The organism is Photobacterium sp. TLY01 (assembly GCF_021432065.1).
GTDB classification, from domain to species: domain Bacteria; phylum Pseudomonadota; class Gammaproteobacteria; order Enterobacterales; family Vibrionaceae; genus Photobacterium; species Photobacterium halotolerans_A.
In genome coordinates this window covers 327,407-346,162 of the sequence record NZ_CP090364.1, presented here as the reverse complement: position 1 = coordinate 346,162, position 18,756 = coordinate 327,407, and the positions used below count along the sequence as shown (strand labels likewise).

Here is an 18,756-nt window from a genome sequence, read left to right as displayed (position 1 = left end):
AGCACTGAGATTCAGCCCTGTCTCGCAAGCAGCCACTGAATCTTTGATTGCATTTTCGTTATCAGGAATATTGTCACTGAAGTTATCGGTTTATGGTGACCGGGATATTCCTTTCACCGCGGTAAATCACCCGATCATTGCCCCGGTAAACGCCAAAAGTCACCAGAGCTGACGGGTTTTCATCACCTTGTCCCCGCCAGTTATACAACAGCCAGGGCTGAGATTCGCTGCCGGCATGGGTGCCTGATGCAGAGTCGGTCACCGGGTTTTCACCGGCAATCACCGCTGGTATGTCAGCCACCAGTTTTTGCCAGAAGCGCACCTGCTCGCTGGAGACGCCCTCAGTGGCATACAGATCGCCCGATGCTGAGCGGCCTGCGTGCACTTTGATATCACCCACGGATGCAGTGATCGCACTCGTGCTCGGGTTCGTGATGCCCTGCCTGAAATACCGCTGGCCATTAAATACCGAATCATAATCGTCACTATGGGTGACAAACTGGCCTGCCTCCCAGTACTCCAGCAGCACAGGTATATTGATTTTTTCACCTTCCCGGCCCACGGCGTCTTCCAGGCGCATCCGGCCGTAACGGGCATGAATATCCCCGGCCAGCGCGGCAGCAGTTTCCGGTGTGGCCCCGTCCAGTTCATAGACATTCAGCGGTTGATTCGAAAAATCACTGCAGCCGCGAGTCGCGCAATCATCTCGGGATTCGACAACCAGACCCAAATCCACCGGGTACGGGCCGTCGGGTTCGGTCACGTTTGGGTTCGTGCTGCTCAACACACGTAACAATGCCAGCGCATCGGTCGTGATCGTTTGGAGCGCTTTGTCCCATTGCTGATAGCTCAGCTGCTCAGATAACCGGCTGGTCAGGTTATTGGCATCGCTCCCTGTCGCACCCGCATTCACGGCGCGTAACTGCAGCGATTCTTGATAATCGTCGGCGAAATAGCCGTAGTTTTGGGTTGGCTGGTTCTGCGTATTTTGCGCCTCGATTGTCGCTGACAAGGAAAACGGCTGATTCATATAAGTGAAGCTGCCGTACGCGTCGCTGACCGCACTCTCCTTGATGACGAAATGTGCCGGGTAGAAGCGCCCCAGCTGTCCTATCCCCTGATCGACTGGCATACCGAGATAATCGGCATCGGCCTGCAGCCAAAGGCTACCGACTTCACTCCAGCTCAGATCGTCTATGGTCCAGCCTGCTGTTGCTTCAGAGCCTGTAAATTCGTGATACAGCGTGCCCCCCAGACTCCCAGCAACCACACCATCGCCCGTTGGCGAAGCCGGTTTACCGGGGATAGACAACTGAATCGGCGCTGTCACCAGTCCAGAGACGGAATAGTAATTTGGGGTGGTGAGTTGATTGCACCAGGCTGATGTGGTGGTCCGGATATCATTGATCCCATCGCCGCTTTGATCTGCCATCACGGCATCTTGCGTCCAGATCACGGGTTTAAAGGTGACTGAGAATTTATCACCCGCCGCCGCAAAGCCCGGCCCGCCACTGGCAGTGCCGGAGAAGTCTGTCTTTCCATTGTCAGAGGTCACATCACAGAGCGCGAACGTATAAGGTCGGGACCAGACGGTTTGCACTCCTTCTAACCGGGTCCAGTCACCCAATTCCAGATCGGCCAGCGACGAGCCATTACCACTGATACTACATCCACCGGCTTTCGTACAATTGGGATCCACAAGACTGAGTTGCGTCTGACCCGCATCCAGATAACGCAACTCTGATTCGGCACTTCCCTCCTGAAAGTTCAACACAACGCTGGAGGACTGCCAGTGCCCATTGTTATCACGCAACTCGACAGCACTGCCTCCTGAATCTGGCAAAGTATAGCGAGTACTCAGTTGCAGTGTCCGGGTGCCGCTGTAGTCTTTTGCGACTGACGATGTTGCAGCACTGGTATCGCAACTCATGGCAGAGATTCTGATAGGCTCAGGTTTTCCGGCAACAACTTTCAAAGCCTGCTCCTGAATCTGCAATTTAAACGGGACAAAACTGTACTGGCCTTGTGCGCTTGGGTTACCGTCTGAGACTAGCTGTCCGGTGACAACGATTGTTTCGATCACATCACTTTTCAGCCACAATTGCGTTGTCCCGTTAACGACAGAAAAACGCTGGCTTTGCTTGGCATCTGTGCCTGTTCCACCATCCGGCTCCTCATACCAGAGCGCCTGTCCGCTGCCCGTCAGATTCGTCGAAACCTCTATCTCGCCATTAAATTGGGACGCCAGCGCACCATTGCTATCCAGTACTTGGAATTCTACGGGTTGACGTTCACACAACAGGCCTAGGGCCCGGCTCGGGCTAACAACAAGCTGGTAATTATTATCCGGCGGATTGAAACATTGGCTGTTACCGACTATTTGTGCGGTGTTACTCATTTCTAACTGGCAAGCTGTTATTGCCCCTCGCAGAGTTACATCTCCAGACAGTGCGACAGGACCTTGAGAGTAGATTCTTCCATTAAGACTTCCGCCAATATTCAAGTTTACAGCGAGAGGAGAAGCAACTTGAGGCGGATATACACTTGGTAAACTTGCTGGTGGTTCACCGGTTGAGCTTGGGAATGGACAGCTTTTCCCCCACCCATACGATAAAATGGTTAAATTATCACTTTCATTGGTTGTATTAATTTCACCAGCAACATCCAAACGCCCCCATACATGCAACACCACACTTCCTTGGGTAGTCAGGTTTCCGCGAACATCCATATTATCAACCCAGTATTGGCCTTCAGGCATAATGAGTTTACCTCCCGATTCAATCGAAAGGCCCGCAAAATGCCCACCAAAAGTAGACTTATAGGACGTATTAGGTATCGCGGTTTCTATTGAGTTAATAACTATGTCATTTTCTATCTTTGCCGAGCTATCATCCCAGAACAAATCCAGCTTTTGAGACATAACACCATCTAATTGACACGTCTCCCCATTACAGCTCCCTTGTACATAAGTATTTTTGGAGAAACCAATGAAATCTTTCTCAACAATCACATTAGAAAAACCCACTGAATGATCGTCAGGTAAAGCATCATTTACCAAGCGATTTGTCGTATTCATTGAGAAATAATTATTTTCATTTCCCACCCATGTTTGTACTGGACCAGGAAAATAATCACATACATCAGGAATGACAGGTAGTGGCGAGGGCGGTGGTTCTCCTTCAGCACATTCTACTTTCGTGACATCCCCACGACTAACAACACTAAAACTAGCTGCGTTAATTGCAGACAAGTTTATTAACTTCTCACTGACAAATTTCCATGATTCGGACACTGAGTTTTTATTGAAATATTTCAGCGTTCCACTTTTATTTTTTTCTGATATGTAGATAAGACGGACAAAGTAATGACCACCCGCAACAAAATTTTTCTCAACAATTTTATTGGTTTCATCTTCATCTTCATCATCAGTCCAGATAACTTGTGTACTTCTCCCTGAATTTGCTTGTGAAACAACAACTCGCTCATTTAAATTCGCACTCGGTATTTCAAAATCAATATAAAAGTCTTTATTACTATTCAGCTTATTGCTGCACTCTGCCGCCACAGCCTGCCCGGAAATAAATAAATACTGCAAGAACCAAAGGCACCAGCAAATCAGTAATCGTTTACTCATGCTCCAAATCCTTAGCCCAAAGCTCCTGAATCCGGGTCACAGCATGAGGGCTGCCGCCGCAGCTGGCGGTGCTCACCAACAAGTAAGTGTTTACTGACTCGGCATTTGAAGATTGGCAGGTGGTCGTTGCGCGGCAGCCCGTGCCCCCGGCAGGTGCGAAGGTGTAAACCGTGCCAGTGTCAGGATGATAACGGTTACAGATCTCGACTGCGGGATCACTGCCTGTACCGGCCAGCGGAAACAATTGGCTCATCATGACTTCATTGGCGGAATGGGCGGTAAACCAGGCGCGGGTCGACAGTACCTCGCGGGTGGTGATGTCCTGACTGGAACCCGCCACCCGCAACATAGCAGCTGCCATCGCAGCCATGACAACAATCACGAAAATGGCGACGATCAGTGCGCTGCCCTGTTGCTGCTTTTTTGCATACCGACGACTATAAGACATTGATCACCTGCACGCTCTGGCTGTAATCCGACGATTCTTGACTAACAGGATCGGTAAACGTCATTTCCAAATGAACCAGGCCATTGCTGTTCAGGCCCGCCCCTGACACGGCAACATTGAAGTGACTGAGCGTCTCCGTCAGCACATAAGCAGTGCCATCATTGACCTGTCGCACCAGGGTATTGCCGACCTGACAAAAAGCCACCTGATCATCAAACAGGTACAGACGCTGACCCGGTGAGCGATCGCCCAGCCACTGAGACAATTGCAGGCTGGCCGTGGGATCTGCCGCGGTCGGGGCCTTCGTTAACGCTTCAACAACTATGCTTGCGTCTGCATCGGCCTGATAATCACTGGCACTGACAAATCCCACCGCCACGCGCTTGCCGTTCACGCCACTGTTCCATAAGGCAATGTGCTGTGAATCAGGCGGGACCAGCACTGCCAGCAAAGACGTGGTGGGATCCGGCTCGTTCAGGTAAGTCGCGGTGAACAGCACAGGATAATAAGAGAGGCACCCGCTGCTGAAACTGACGCTGTTTGGCGCGGCATGACGAATTTCCCGGGTCAAACGTTCAATCACAAAACGCGCCTCAGATTGTAAACGTTCGCGCTCTATGGTGTCGGCATAGCCCCGGGCGCCCAGTTGCAGGTAGGCTCCTATGCCCAGCGAAATAAACGCCAGAATCACCAGCGCCATGATCATTTCTATCAGGGTGAATCCTCGCAACGACTGCATCAGTAATTACTCCTGAAGGCAGTGAACGGGTACTCACCGTAACGGCTGGTTCGGACCAGCACATCAATCCGCTTCTGGGGGCTGACAGCGGTTGCGGCACCACTGAAAGCATTATTTTCATAACGCACACGGATTTCGAGATAAATATTACGGTAATCGCTCTGCTCGGCAGCAGAAACGGTGACGAGATCCTGTAATCCGCCACGGCGGGTCAGTGTGCTGCCGTTGCATTGCGCCTCGCTGCCCCAACAGCCGATAAAGTCATCGACATCGTCGGCCGCGCCGACATTCAGAAAGCCGCTGTTCACTTCACCGACATCTGCACCCAGATTGCCCGGCGCGCTGCACACAAACCCATCCTCTCCGCAGCGGATCACGCTGTCGTTAAAGGGATCCGAAGCTTCATCGAACTTGCGCGAAAGCACCTCATTCAGCACCGCCTGACCGATGGCCGCGGCTCTGGCCTGATAATGTGGTACCGCAGATTCTTCCGCCCGGGGAAATAAAAAACTGATCAGTGTGACCATGGCGATCGCCATCATCACAATCGCAATGATGCCTTCAATCAGGGTAAAACCCTGTTGTTGGCGATAGGTTTTCTGGCGGAAAATTGTCGAACGGCAGGGCTTACGGGCAGGCATGAATATACCCCTCCCGGTTGATACAGATTGAGGCGCTCTGGGCGTTACGTGAAACAAAGGTGATCTGGCACGCTGTGGTGCACAGCGGCGTCTTGTTCCCGCTGCCATCCTGCTGATAGGGCCGTCCCAGTAAATCGAACCGCACCTCTCCCTGTAGATCGCCTGTCACGGTGATAGCATCATCGGCTTCTGTGATTGCACGACCAGAAAAAGTGGTGTCGGCACAGGCGGGCGGGCCAAAATGATCCGGTGTCACCTGCAATGACAGGCAACCGTCCAGATCGCCCTGAGCATCAATATTGCTCATGGCACGCAGCTGAATCTGACGGGTCAGAGTGATAGCCTGATCGCGGGCCAGGTATGCATCAAAACTGCTGCGGCCAATCAAACGTGACGCGGCCGTCACACTGAGGATCCCCAGCAGTATGATCACCAGAATCAGTTCAATTAACGTAAAGCCGCGTTGTCGGCCAGCGCTCAAACGGCGAGCCATGCATTCACCCAAGACGCCCTGTCAAAGAGAGAAAAGGGGCAGGAGTCCGCCCCAATTTATATGTAATCAACAGGTAATTAATCCGCTTACTCACTCAGTGATTACGGTGTACAGCCATCACCTAGCACCACTTCAGCCGTTGCTGGAGTATTGGCGTCAGTCGCTTCGGTATACAGAACATAACACCCTTGTGTTTCACGGCCTTCGAACGTATAGATAATCTGAGTGTCCGTCAAATCCACTTCTGGTACATCGCTGGTATCTGCCGAAGTAATTGCTAGCCAATCACCATTTTCAAACGCGGCACCAATGCCATCTGCTGCAGCTGTCGGATAACCGAATACAGCCTGCACACCATCAACATCAACAGCAGACGAACTAGTTTCATTACCACGCACTGCAGCTTTGCCGTAAACAATACCTGAGGCCCCTACAATCGCGCCTCGCAGTCCCTGCAGTGCAGAGTTACGCGCATCATCCTGCAGGTTCAAAAAACGCGGCGCAGCGGTGACGGCCAGAATGCCGAGAATCACGATGACGACCACCAACTCAATCAGGGTAAAACCACCTTGACGTTTCATAACTGACTCCTAAATATTGCGATCAATGTTAATATCAACCCGACCCAAAGCCGGTGTGTAAGTAAAAGAATGGCCGGCTGTTATAGCTTTCTTACCGGTCCAAAAATCACTGGCCGAAGCCAGCTGGTAATAACGACAAAACCGGTTCCCACGGGTTGCACCGACTTCGACGAAATACTGATATTTCCCAGAACCCGCCTCACTCGCATGAGTGGTTGAAGGCGGTGGGTTTTGTAACAGATTGTCCATTAACGCCAGGCAATCCTGCACAGATAACTGCCCGAGCTGGTGACTTCCCTGCCCCTGCAGCGCAAACGGATATCCCGCTCTGCCGCCGGTTTCTGCTGCGGTCAGGTTAAACCGGGTGCCGTCGTAATTAACCCAGTTTTGGTTTTGAGTGCCAGGCTTGCCATCGGCTTCCCATTGCGCGCGTGCCGACAGCACCGCTGTCGAAAAACTGCCTGCCATGCCCTGCAGGGCGGCCACTTTAGCCTCGTCGGCAATTTCGATATACCGGGGCACCACCACGATAGACAGTATACTGACCACCACCACAACAATGACCAGTTCAATCAGCGATAATCCGGTTTGCCGGTTCGGATACTGAGTCATAAGCTGCCAAAAACATGACGAACGGGCGTCAAAATGATGTAAGTAGTCATTCTCGCATGATCATAAAAAAATACCAGTGGAAATAATCGGGTTATTGCACATTTTCCTAATATTTACTGCAACTTAGAATTGGATAGCAAAGTATTTCAATGACAACAATATCACTAACAAAACTTTATTCTCGCGCTGAATGCGCATCTCATCCGACGGCGTTAAGCCCCGCGCGCAACATCGAGTAAATTCCACATCGGCAGGAAGATCCCCAGCGCCAGAATCAGCACCATGCCAGCCACAACAGCCAATAGAAACGGTTCGATCCTGGCGGTCAGTGTTTTCAGATCGTAATCCACTTCACGATCATAAAAATCCGAGACTTCATGCAACAGTTCATCGACCTGACCGGTTTCTTCACCCACCGCAATCATCTGCAGTACCAGCGGGGTGAAGATGCCACTTTGCCGGGCGGTTTGCGTAATACTGCTGCCACCTTCAATGCCGTTTTTCATGTCGATCAGACGATTTTCCAGAAAGCGGTTTTCCAGTGCTTCTGCCGATAGCTGGATCGCCTGATTCAGGGGCACACCAGCACGGATCATCAGGGCAAAAGTGCGGGCAAACCGTGACAGCTGAGCCCGGTTGATGATATCGCCCACGACTGGGACTTTCAGGCGCCAGTGGTCCCACTTTTCCTGGCCTTCCGGAGTGCGCTGCCAGGCTTTCAAGCCAATCCAGCTGACCACTGAGCCGCCGAGCAACAAGGGCCAGTAACTCAGCATAAAATCTGAGGTACCGATTAAAATACGGGTCGGCAGAGGCAATTCGACGCCAAACCGGCTGAACATGGAAGCAAATTGCGGGATCACTTTGGTATTGAGTACGATCATCGCCAGCAAAATCGCACTGAGCACAAACATCGGATAACGCATGGCCGATTTGATCCGTCGCCGGGTTTCCAGTTCCTGCTCATAATACTGCGCCAGTTGCAGCAGGGCATCTTCCAGGCGACCGGTATTTTCACCCACATGGATCATCGACACGAACAGCTCGGAGAACACCTTCGGATGCATTTTCATCGCCTGCGACAGCGCTCGACCGTTGGTCAGCTCCACAGTCACGGCATCAATGGTCGATTGCAGTAACGGGTGGCTGGTACTCTGCTCCAGCCCTTTCATAGCCCGCAGCAGCGGCACGCCAGCTTTGGTCAGGCTGTACAGCTGACGGCACAGAATCACCATGGCTTCCAGTGGCACATTGCGCTGCAACAGACCGCCCAGCGTCAGCGGACTGTCGCTCCGGCCACGGCGGATCTCCAATGGAATAATCCCTTGTCGCATCAACTGATCAGCGGCCGCTTCCGCGCTTACCGCATCTAGCTGGCCTTTCTTCAGTTGTCCCTGACTGCCCCGTCCCCGGTACTCGAACCTCGGCATCAGCGAGACTCCGGTGACGCCGTGAACGCATCGAACTCGGGGATCAGGTAATCCCCTTCACTCAGCTGCAGCACTTCTTCCAGGCTGGTTTGCCCGGCCAGTGCCAGTGCCATCGCAGACTCAATCAGCGGCTGATAACCTTCAGAAGCACGCGCCAGCTGCGCAAACGCCATCGCATCATTGGCGCGCAGTGCATCCATCATGGCCGGCGTCATTTCCAGCAATTCAAACACCCCAATCCGGCCTTTATAGCCGGTCAGGTTACAGCTCTGACAGCCTCTGCCCTGCCGGAATGTCTGCTCGGCTGAAGACGGAAAACAGGCTTTCAGCCATTGCAGCTCTGCAGCATCCGGCGACACCTCATGGCTGCAGTCCTGACAGATTCGGCGGACCAGACGCTGAGCCAGCACGGCCCGAACCGCACTGGCCACCAGATAGCCTGGCGCTTCCATGTCCATCATCCTCAGGGCACTGTCTACCGCATCATTGGTATGGAGTGTCGACAGCACCAGGTGTCCGGTCAGCGCAGCGCGCAGACCGATTTCCACAGTTTCCTGATCCCGCATTTCCCCGACCAGAATAATATCCGGGTCCTGACGCAGAAAAGTCCGCAGGATGCCGGAAAACGTCAGGCCGATTTTGGTATTCACCTGCACCTGATTCACCCGCGGCAGCCGGTATTCCACCGGATCTTCGGCGGTGATCAGCTTCTTACCGGGTTTATTCAGCTCGCTCAGTGCGCCGTAAAGGGTGGTCGTTTTACCTGAGCCGGTCGGGCCGGTCACCAAAATCATGCCATGCGGGCGTTTGAGTTGACGCCGGAAGCGGGCAAGAATATCGGCCGGCATGCCAATCTGATCCAGACTCAAAATACCGGCTGACTGATCCAGCAGACGCATCACGACAGATTCACCGTACTGCACCGGCATAGTCGAGACACGCACATCCACCGAGTGGCCGCGAACCGTCACGTTAAAACGGCCGTCCTGCGGCAAACGTTTCTCAGAAATGTCCAGTCCGCTCATGAGTTTCAGGCGCAGCACCAAAGCCGAAGCGATGGCAGACTCGTTCAGCAGGGTTTCATGGAGCACACCATCAATGCGCTGACGAATACGCAGTACGCTGGCATCCGGTTCGATATGGATATCCGAGGCGCCCACCTGAATGGCATCTTCGAACAGGGAATTGATCAGCTTGACGACTGTCACTTCTTCATTGTCGTAATGATCAACACTGAAGCTAAAATCGCTGTTGGCCTGATGCTCGGCATGCAACTGCTCGGCAAAAGAGGCTATTTCCTTGGTTCGGCGGTAATAACGGTCAAACGAGGCAATCAGCTGATGTTCCGGGGCAATCACCAGCTCCACCCGGAACTGATACAGCTGATTCAGCACCGCTTCCTGGGCGGCCAGGTCGGCCGGATCACTCATGGCCACCCGGACAGTATCGCCCCGGTGGCTGATCACCAGCGCCCTCAGCCGACGGGCATGCACTTCCGGTAGCAGGCCAACGGCTTCACTGTCGACTGCCACCCGGTTCAGGTCGATCAGCGGGATATCCAACTGACGGGACAGGAAGGCCAGCAATTGCTGTTCGCCCAAAAAATCCATGCTAATCAGAGTATCACCCAGCTTGCGGCCGGTACTGCGTTGCTGCTCCAGTGCCAGATCGAGCTGTTCCTGCCGGACGATGCCTTCTTCAACCAGCAGATCCCCCAGACGTTTGCGTAATCTCAGCTGCATCGGTTCAGCCCTCCTGTGTCTTCAGTGCGGCAAGACGCTGGCGAATGAACTGCTGCGACTGGCCGGAAACCTGCCCCAGTTTCAGCGCCTGAGTATAAGCCGCAACCGCCTTGGCGTTCTCCTGACTGCGGTCAAGGGCAATACCCAGCCCCAGCCACCAGCGGCCATCGAACGGTTCAGCATCCACCAGTTTCTGGTAACTGCTCAGTGCCAGTGGCTGATCATTGAGTTGCTGGGCCAGCGCACCGCGCAAGGCCAGAAATTCACTGGCTGGCTGCGACGGCATTTCGCTGAGCACCTCCAGCGCCACTTCAGGCTGAGATTCCTGCGTCAGCAGCTTGGCCATCGTCAGGCGCAGATCCTGCTGGTTGGGCTGTTTGGCCAGCCCCTGCTGCAGTGTCAGCATTGCACGCCTGACATCGCCGCGGCCGTAATACAGGGCAGACAAACGCTGGCGGGCCTCCGTCCAGTCAGGTTGATAGTCCAGTGCCGATTTCAGGTAGTTGGTGGCCTTGCGTGTGTCCCCTTCCGCTAAAGCTTTCATCGCCTTGTCGTAATCCGTCTGGGCAAGCTGCTCAGGCGACAGGGCAATGCTTTCAATTGATAAACCTGCGTCTCCTTCTTCTGAAGGCCCGGTACTGTCCATCGTCGCAGCGATTATCTTTGGCTCAGTTTCACCAGTATCCGCCTGAACGGCGGCCGGTACCGTCTGCGCAGTACGCTCAGGTGTTGTCGCGCGAGGGGCCGCTGGCACCGTATCCGATTTCGCCACAGCTGTGGTCTTTGTCTGGCTGGCAGCCTGCGCAACGGGCACTTTTTTCACAACGGGCAACACAGCCGTTTGGGTTGGGCTGGCCGTTGCAGGCTTGTTGTCCGGCTGCTTGCTCAACGCTGTTTTCTCATCAGCCGCTTGACCTGTGGTTTGCAGAAACTCCCCGACCGGGTCCGGCGCGGATTTAACCGCTACAGGCGCTGTCGGGGTCTCAACTGGTGCCAGTCTCTCTTCAACCACTGAGCGGCTCTCCGCGCGGCTGTGTCCAAACCACCAGCCGGTGGCACCAGCCGTCCCTGAGATCAACAATGCAGCAAACAGCCAGCGGGGCCACAGCGTTTTAGGCAAGGGGTTGACCCGCGCCGGTTTCAGTTCAGGCACCGCCTGCGGTGCCTGATTCTGGCTCAAACTATTGAGCATTTTATTCACTTCACTCATGCTCAGCTCCATCCCCATAAGATCGGGTCGTGCCAGCGCGGCTGGCGCGCGGTTTGGGTATCTCGGATTGCGGCCTGCACCGCTTTGCGGCTGACCGTGGCTTCACCTGTGCTGCAGGCCACGATCAAGGCTTTATGACAGAGCTGATTGACCAGTCTGGGGATGCCCCTGCTGGCGTGCCAGATCGCTTTCTGCCGGGCCAACGGCATCAGCCCCGCCTCACCGCCCGCTTTGCTCAGACGATGTTCGATATAAGACACAGTTTCCGCCATATCCAGCGGCCGCAGCACAGCACGAAAAGTAATACGCTGGCGAAACTGGCGCAGTTGCGGGGAGGCGAGTCGTGCATCCAGCTCAGGCTGACCAAGCAGCACAATATGCAAAAGTTTTTCCTGTTCCGTTTCCAGGTTGCCCAGCAGCCGTAACGCTTCGAGCGCCTCATCGGGCAATGCCTGTGCTTCGTCGAGCAACACCACAACAGCGCGTCCACCGCGTTTGCGTTCAATCAGTGACTGATGCAGCGATTCAGTCAGGGTCAGGCCATCCCCGTCCGGCTGAAGACCTAGCTCCTTGGCCAGTGCCGCCCGTAATTCCCGTCCACTCATGGCCGGCGTCGGCAAATAAGCCAGATCATAGTGCTCAGGCAACTGCCGGACCAGCATCCGGCAAACCAGCGTTTTTCCTGTCCCGACTTCCCCGGCGATCTGAATCACCCCTTCCCCCATCGCCAGCGCAGACAAAGTCATTTGGATCGCTTCCAGATGCGGCGGCAGCGCATGAAACAGCCCGGTATCCGGCGTTAACCGGAAAGGGAACTGCTCAAAACCGAAGTGCGACAGATACATGGGCTGTTATCCTTGGTCCGGGAACCATTGATCGACCAGAGCACGGGAGCGTTCAATTTCCTGCTGCCAGGTCTGATCGCCCACCACTGTGGGTTTGAGCAAAATCACCAGCTCAGTTTTGGTCTGCACTTTATTGATGTTACGGAACAGATAACCAAGGCCAGGAATATCGCCAAGCAAAGGGACTTTGGTCTGCTGATCTTTCAGGGACGATTTCATCAAACCGCCAATCACCACCACATCCCCGCTGCTGGCATGAATCACAGAGTCAGACTCACGTACTGAGCTTCGGGCCAGCGGCAGGCTGTAGGTGCCAAAGGTGTCACCCAGCGCAATTTCCTTCACTTCTTCAGTCACTTCAACCACAGTAGGATGCACATGGAGCAGGACGCCGCCGTCATCATCAATCTGGGGGGTCACATCCAGAGAAATGCCCGAGAAGAAAGGTGTCAGCACCACTTCCGGCGAGGCCACGCCGCCATCGGTCACGGCTTCCCCGCCGTCCACTTCCGTGACGAAATACTGATCGCCCCCGACCTTGATCACCGCTTTCTGGTTATTGGCAGCAGTCACACGCGGGCTGGACAGCACATTCAGATCGCCCTGCGTCTGCAGAAAACTCAGGACTGCAGAGAAATTACTGTCTGAAATGGTGATATTGGTTTGTCCGCCCAGCAAATTGGCAATCTCACTGCCACCCGGCAAAATATCTGGCCCGGTGCGGCCGAAAATAATGCCGGTGCCACCGATGGTTTTGGTAATGTTGCTCCAGTTAATGCCCTGCTGGTAACTGTCGTTGAGGGTTACTTCCATGATCTTGGCCTCCAGCACCACCTGACGCTGCAGACGCTTTTTCGAGACACCGAGAAATTCGCGCACTTCGCGCAATTCATTCGGAAACGCTTTCACTGTCAGCAGGCTGGCCTGCGGCGACACCACAATACTGCGCCCCTGCCCGGTCCCGATCATGGCCTGAACCGCCTTTTGCAGCTGGCCCCAGAAATCACTGTCGGAGCGCGTTTCAATCCGGGTACCGCCCGTAGAGTAGGAGGAGCGATCGCCGTTATTACTGCCGCGGTTACGGTTGTCATCATCGTCGTTGTTGCTATTGCGACGATTGTCCGACTGATTGTCGATACTGTTATCCGGGCTGCTGATCGAGCCCGTGGTCAGGGAGGTCAGAGAAAGGCCACGCCGCTGCAACTGCAGATAATCCACAGGAATGACTTCCGTCCGCAATGTGGCAGGGAACACCTGAATAATATTGCCCTGGCGCTGGATATCATACCCATAGATATCCGAAGCGACCTTCAGCACTTCATCTAAGGTCACATCCTGCAGGGTGAGTGTGACCCGGCCGCTGACCTCAGGGTGGATCACCATGTTAAACGCCGTGCCACGAACCAGGCTGGAAAAAAAGGCGCGGGCGTCCACTGCGCGGGCATTGACCCGAAATCGCCGCTCGTACGCACCACGGCTGCCATAGGCAGAACGACTCAGGCTAGGCATCAAATCGGCGCTCACGGCCGATGGCAAGTCCGTCAGAGGCCGGCTCTGTGCCTCATTTTTAGCCTGATTCAACGCTTGCTGCACCTCGACCGGTTGATGGTGGCCCATGTTTGCAGAGCAGGCCGTCAGCAGGGTTGTTGTCATCCCAATTAACAATAAGCGCATGTTAAAATTCACTTTTTTATTCGTTTGTTGTTATGTCTTCGCGATACAGAGCCAGACGCCACTGGCGGCTGCCGCGCTGTAGGATCACGGCCTCACCGTCGACGCCTTTCAGGGTATAACCACTGATCACCTCACCCGGTACAACCACCTGGCTATTCAGAATCACGCTGCATTGATCCTGCTCCGGACAAATAATCCCTTCCAGTGAAGGCAAACGCTGTGTCACGGTTTTCTTGACTGATGGCGCCTGCCAGCCCAAAGGCGCGGTCGGATCGCTGGCAGCCAGGGAGGCAGTACTGAACAAGACCAACAGCAACAAAGATAAAAATTGTTTAACCACCGATAAAGTCCTTACTTTCACCCAACGTATAGACATCTAGTTGTATATCCGAAAGCGGGTATTTGTCTACCTGATAATCCAGACTTCGCCAATAGTATTTCACCGGCAACGCTTCCAGCTGCTGCAGGTAATCAACCAAATCAAAATAACGGCCCCGCAGTGTCAGCCGGACGGGATGAATGTAATAACCGGCATCCTCACCGTTGATCAGTTGTGCCGGCGGCAGTGATTCCAGCGACACCAGCTTCAGACGCTGGGAGTGCTGCAGCACCTGCTCCATCAACGCAGCCATCTGGACCGGTGTGACCAGACTGGCAACACGCTCTTGAAGCTCATTATCCAGCCGGGCGTTACTGCCTTGCAGCTGGCGGATTTTTTCATCCAGCACCTGATCGGGATCGCTGCTGAGCTGTCGCCGGATCCGGACCAGATCCCCGTCATTTTTGATCAGGCTGGCTTGCACCGACTGCTGCTGCCTTGTCAGGGATGTCAGTGATTGCTGTATGGGTTCCAGTAACAATTGATAACCGACCAGTACCAGCATCAGCCAGCCCGTCACAGCCACCAGCCACTGTTCACGTCGGTTCAGTGCGTCAAACCGGGTGACCAGAGTAGACCAGATATTCATGGGTTTTCCTCGGTTTTGCGTTGCGCATGCAGCATAAAGGTCACGATGTTCTCTTCATTGCGGCCCAGGGACATCACTTCGAAGCGGCGATCGGCCAGCTGAGGATAGCGGGCAAAACTCTGTAGCCAGCCGGGCACCGCATTGGGGGAACGAGCCACCCCTTCCAGATCCAGCTGGTTGCCCTGTGCATGAATCCGGCTTACAGAAATATCCTGACTGGCTGCCTGCGCCAGTTGCTGCAACATGCCGGCATAACCGGCCTGCAGGCTGTGATCATGCATGGCTATCGCCTTGAGCGTGGCCTGCTTGGCCGCGAGGTGCTGTTCCAGCTCACCGCTCAGTTTGACTTTTAACTCACTCGGCAGATGACGGGCCAGTGCGGCTTTGGCGTTATCCAGCTCAGTCTGCTTTTGCGTCAGTTGGGCTTGCTGCTGTGCCAGCAACTGGGTGGCCCTGTATTCCTGCCAGCTTTGCCACCCGGCCAGCGAGCCGATCACCACAGCCCCTGCCGCCCAGCCAGCCACTAAATTCGGCAGGGTGAGCCAGTTAGATTGCGGTTTCAGGCTGTCACTGTACAGATTGACGAATGACTGATGCAGCTGCGCGGCCCAGGCAACACGGGTGTCATAGTCTGTCAGTTCAGCGGGTGCAGCACTGACGGTGGCGACCGGCACATTGAGTCGCTGCCGCAATGCGTCGGCCAGCCGCTCATTATCATCGCTGTCACAGCTGACCAGCACCTGGGCAATAGGGGCATCACGTAACTGGGCACTGAGGAAATCCAGAGAACGCTGCAGTTCAAGCGCCAGGCCGTCTATCTGCAAATCAGCCTGTTCCAGACCGATGAGAGGCTGAGAAAAACCGCGTAGCTGGCGCTGGAAACACATCACCTGCTGTTTGAAGGCTGTCAGATGCAGACCGGAATGCTGACGGGAATGAAGGACCAGCTGGCTCTGTTGTTCAGCCGTCATCTGACCCAGCACCACTTCATCCACAGTGATCAGTTCAGGTTCACAGCCATTCGCCAGGCAAGCCAGTACCAGTTGCTGAACCAGAGCACGCTGCGCCACCAGCACTTGCAGTCTGTCTTTGATGGGCTCTTCAAACCCATCAGCCACCAGGTTAGCGGGAGGTTCAGTCACCAGATCTTTGACCAGAAACGGTAAAGCGCTGGCCAGCTCATGACGGGGTAAGGCCGGTTTATCAATGACCAGGCTTTGATATAGGCCATGACCGAGTACCAGGCGAATTCTGCAGCCGTTTAACTGGTGTGTATTAATCAGTTGCGCGATGGAAGTCGTCCAGCTCTCACGTGAAGCCACTTCCACACTGTCACTGATCCAGTTTTTTCCGTCTTCAGCCAGACAGACGAGGGTCAGTTTTCCTTCGAATACAGCAAAACTGGCCACTTTACTGACAGTTTTCCGGCCTAAGAGCTTTTTCATCAGCATGGTAATAACCCGTTTTACTTTCCGTTCGTTTTTAACCCGCGACTACATTCTTTGAAGACATGCAATTGACCAATAATGTCAATAATTTGACCCATGATACTGACAGGAATTTATGGTGTATAGAGAAAATCCTGTAAAAAATGTAAGGTTTCCACTTACATAACATTATCTGCGCTTTTTGGTACTCATTTGACTCACACTCATCTCCGGGGCAAAAAAGCGCCCCTGCCCGCCATTGATACCCAGCTGCTGCAACACCTGCCATTCCCTGTCATTTTCGACCCCCACAGCAATCACTTCGACTCCGGAATTGGCGCAGGCGCCCAGCATACTTCTGACAAATAACTGATTTTCCTGACGCTGATCTATCTCACGGATCAGGCTTCGGTGCAGCTTGATATATTGGACGTTCACATCCTTGATGTAATGTGTACTGACAATGGTTCTCCCGGCCTGATCCACACCCAGCCGACAGCCGAGGCCCGTCACCATTTTAAGAAAGGTGCGTACGGCATCAATATGACGTGACAGGTTCCGCTCAGGGACTTCAATGCTCAGCCGTTTCAGTACCGGCCTGGGCGTTTGCAGCAGTTCGTCCCGGAACCAGCGGATAAAACCTTTATCCAGCAGAGATTCGATACTGACGTTAATCGCAAAATTATCCAGGGTCGGGCCATTTTTGAGCAGATCCAGCGCCTGGCTGATGACCTGTTTATCCATACGGACATTAAAGCCCACCTGTTCAACAGCAGGCAGGAAACGGGAAGCTTTGATCATTACACCGTTTTCATCATTGATCCTCGCCAGTAATTCACGGTGCAGCGGGACATTTTCCCCGGTGAGATACGCGGGCTGCTGGTACAGGGCTGGCCCGCCCTGGCTAAATACAGAATCCAGCAGCGTTCGCCAGCGCACGCTGCCCCGGGTATCTTCTCCCAGCACATCTTTCTGGAAAGCGTACCAGCTATTCGTGCCCTGCAATTGCGCACTGCGCAGCGCCATGTCGGCCTCATCCATGATGCGTCCGCGCCGTTCGCCACTGGCAAAATAGGTCATACCGATGTGGCACCAGTTCTCACGCTGTAACGGCGCGGAAGGCGTCAGTCGTTCCAGTCCTTTCAGTAACTGATTCACAAACTGATTCACTTCCTTGCTGGGCTGTTGCAGCAGCATGATGGCAAACTCAGCGTCAAAATACCGGGACAGCACGCTGTCCGGATAGCGTTGAACCATGTTCGACAACACCATGCCGACGTCCTGAATCAATTCATCGGCGACAATCTTACCCTTTGACAGCAGCAACTCTTCCCAGTCGGCGATACGAATCAGAATGACAGCCCCATGGTTATCCTGATCCTGCACCACAGATTGCAGCCGGCTGTCGAACAATACCCGATTGGCCGAGCCTGTCAGCTGATCCAGGAAGGTATGCGTACGAATGAAAGTATCAAAGCGGCTGCGCTCCTGTCGGGCATCTTTCAGCTCAGAGATCAGCTTGTCCAATGCCAGACTTGCCGTATCCGGCCACTCCAGATCAGTGCCTGTTGCAAAATCATCCAGTTTACCGGCCAGCAGCATTCTTCCCCGCTCTTCGAGCAGCTCTGAGCCCTGCAACTGCCGCTTGAGCCAGTTAACGCCCCATACCAGACCGGCAATAATGATCATGATCGCCAGACTGATGGAAGACATCGCCCCCAGCGAATACGTTAATTCGGTATAAGGTGGCACCGACTGGATGCTGACAAAGTAACCGGGGTTCAGAGTCAGAGGATATTCAGTGTGATAAAGAATGTTGGGGTCATCGATTTTCTGTAAGCCCTGGAACTGGTAGACAGAGCCGGCATCGTTGCTGACATCCAGAGACACCACATTGCTGGCTTTGAGTAGTTTAGGCAGCCAGCGGGCCAGGGACTGCGAGCCTTGCGGATCGGCCATTTCCTGATCGATAACGTCAACCACACCGCCCAGATAATGATGCAGATAATCCTGCCCGAGCTGACGAAAACTGACAGCTCCGCCAATAAAAATGACAAACATGGCGCAAATGACAATAAGGGTCACGAAAGCAACCAGTCTATTGGTCAGCTTCATCCCTGAGGCTTTTCTCATGCAAGGTCCAACTTTATCTGAAAAACAATTCCAAACCGCCTGGCTCTGTGGTCAACTCTGATACAGACACAATAAAACCAAAACGCCTGTTTATACTGGAAAATACCATCGGCTCCCAAACACTGCAGTGCTCAGACCGACACTTTCCTTACTTGGCTCCACCGCCCAGGCAATATGTA

General features: G+C 53.9%; 16 protein-coding genes. All 16 read right to left on the bottom strand.

Annotation, left to right across the window (positions count from 1 at the left end; translation table 11 throughout):
• Positions 1-82 precede the first annotated feature (82 nt).
• Positions 83-3,634 (bottom strand): DUF6701 domain-containing protein, encoded by a 3,552-nt coding sequence (locus LN341_RS01685; RefSeq protein ID WP_234203918.1) that lies wholly within the window; start codon positions 3,632-3,634, stop codon positions 83-85.
• Entirely contained in the window at positions 3,627-4,082 is a 456-nt protein-coding gene (locus LN341_RS01680; RefSeq protein WP_234203917.1) for a hypothetical protein, read from the bottom strand. The genes LN341_RS01685 and LN341_RS01680 overlap by 8 nt, the downstream gene beginning before the upstream one ends.
• Positions 4,072-4,821 carry a PilW family protein gene (locus tag LN341_RS01675; RefSeq protein ID WP_234203916.1) on the bottom strand — a complete coding sequence of 250 codons (750 nt, stop codon included), beginning with the start codon at positions 4,819-4,821 and terminating at the stop codon, positions 4,072-4,074. Before LN341_RS01675 ends, LN341_RS01680 begins: the two co-directional genes overlap by 11 nt.
• Entirely contained in the window at positions 4,821-5,462 is a 642-nt protein-coding gene (locus LN341_RS01670) for a prepilin-type N-terminal cleavage/methylation domain-containing protein (protein ID WP_234203915.1), read from the bottom strand. The genes LN341_RS01675 and LN341_RS01670 overlap by 1 nt, the downstream gene beginning before the upstream one ends.
• The gene (locus LN341_RS01665) at positions 5,449-5,955 is read right to left on the bottom strand and encodes a prepilin-type N-terminal cleavage/methylation domain-containing protein (protein ID WP_234203914.1); all 507 of its coding nucleotides are present in this window, start codon (positions 5,953-5,955) and stop codon (positions 5,449-5,451) included. Before LN341_RS01665 ends, LN341_RS01670 begins: the two co-directional genes overlap by 14 nt.
• A 101-nt stretch (positions 5,956-6,056) precedes the next feature.
• Positions 6,057-6,536, bottom strand: a complete 480-nt coding sequence (locus LN341_RS01660; RefSeq protein WP_234203913.1) for a type II secretion system protein — start codon at positions 6,534-6,536, stop codon at positions 6,057-6,059.
• Between the two features lie 9 nt (positions 6,537-6,545).
• Positions 6,546-7,148, bottom strand: a complete 603-nt coding sequence (locus LN341_RS01655; protein WP_234203912.1) for a prepilin-type N-terminal cleavage/methylation domain-containing protein — start codon at positions 7,146-7,148, stop codon at positions 6,546-6,548.
• Between the two features lie 212 nt (positions 7,149-7,360).
• The gene (locus LN341_RS01650) at positions 7,361-8,578 is read right to left on the bottom strand and encodes a type II secretion system F family protein (RefSeq protein WP_234203911.1); all 1,218 of its coding nucleotides are present in this window, start codon (positions 8,576-8,578) and stop codon (positions 7,361-7,363) included.
• Positions 8,578-10,320 (bottom strand): GspE/PulE family protein, encoded by a 1,743-nt coding sequence (locus LN341_RS01645; RefSeq protein ID WP_234203910.1) that lies wholly within the window; start codon positions 10,318-10,320, stop codon positions 8,578-8,580. Before LN341_RS01645 ends, LN341_RS01650 begins: the two co-directional genes overlap by 1 nt.
• Before the next feature lie 4 nt (positions 10,321-10,324).
• The gene (locus tag LN341_RS01640; protein WP_234203909.1) at positions 10,325-11,530 is read right to left on the bottom strand and encodes a lipopolysaccharide assembly protein LapB; all 1,206 of its coding nucleotides are present in this window, start codon (positions 11,528-11,530) and stop codon (positions 10,325-10,327) included.
• A 2-nt stretch (positions 11,531-11,532) separates the two neighbouring features.
• Positions 11,533-12,375 carry an ExeA family protein gene (locus LN341_RS01635; RefSeq protein WP_046220619.1) on the bottom strand — a complete coding sequence of 281 codons (843 nt, stop codon included), beginning with the start codon at positions 12,373-12,375 and terminating at the stop codon, positions 11,533-11,535.
• A 6-nt stretch (positions 12,376-12,381) separates the two neighbouring features.
• Positions 12,382-14,049, bottom strand: a complete 1,668-nt coding sequence (gene mshL, locus LN341_RS01630; RefSeq protein WP_234203908.1) for a pilus (MSHA type) biogenesis protein MshL — start codon at positions 14,047-14,049, stop codon at positions 12,382-12,384.
• A 16-nt stretch (positions 14,050-14,065) separates the two neighbouring features.
• Entirely contained in the window at positions 14,066-14,389 is a 324-nt protein-coding gene (locus LN341_RS01625) for an MSHA biogenesis protein MshK (RefSeq protein WP_234203907.1), read from the bottom strand.
• On the bottom strand, positions 14,382-15,017 hold the full coding sequence (gene gspM, locus LN341_RS01620) for a type II secretion system protein GspM (protein ID WP_234203906.1): 636 nt from the start codon (positions 15,015-15,017) through the stop codon (positions 14,382-14,384). The genes LN341_RS01625 and gspM overlap by 8 nt, the downstream gene beginning before the upstream one ends.
• A complete protein-coding gene (locus LN341_RS01615) occupies positions 15,014-16,468 on the bottom strand; it encodes a PilN domain-containing protein (RefSeq protein ID WP_234203905.1) in 1,455 nt (484 codons plus the stop codon). Before LN341_RS01615 ends, gspM begins: the two co-directional genes overlap by 4 nt.
• 165 nt (positions 16,469-16,633) lie before the next feature.
• Positions 16,634-18,577 (bottom strand): RNase E specificity factor CsrD, encoded by a 1,944-nt coding sequence (gene csrD, locus LN341_RS01610; protein ID WP_120513470.1) that lies wholly within the window; start codon positions 18,575-18,577, stop codon positions 16,634-16,636.
• Between the last annotated feature and the right edge of the window lie 179 nt (positions 18,578-18,756).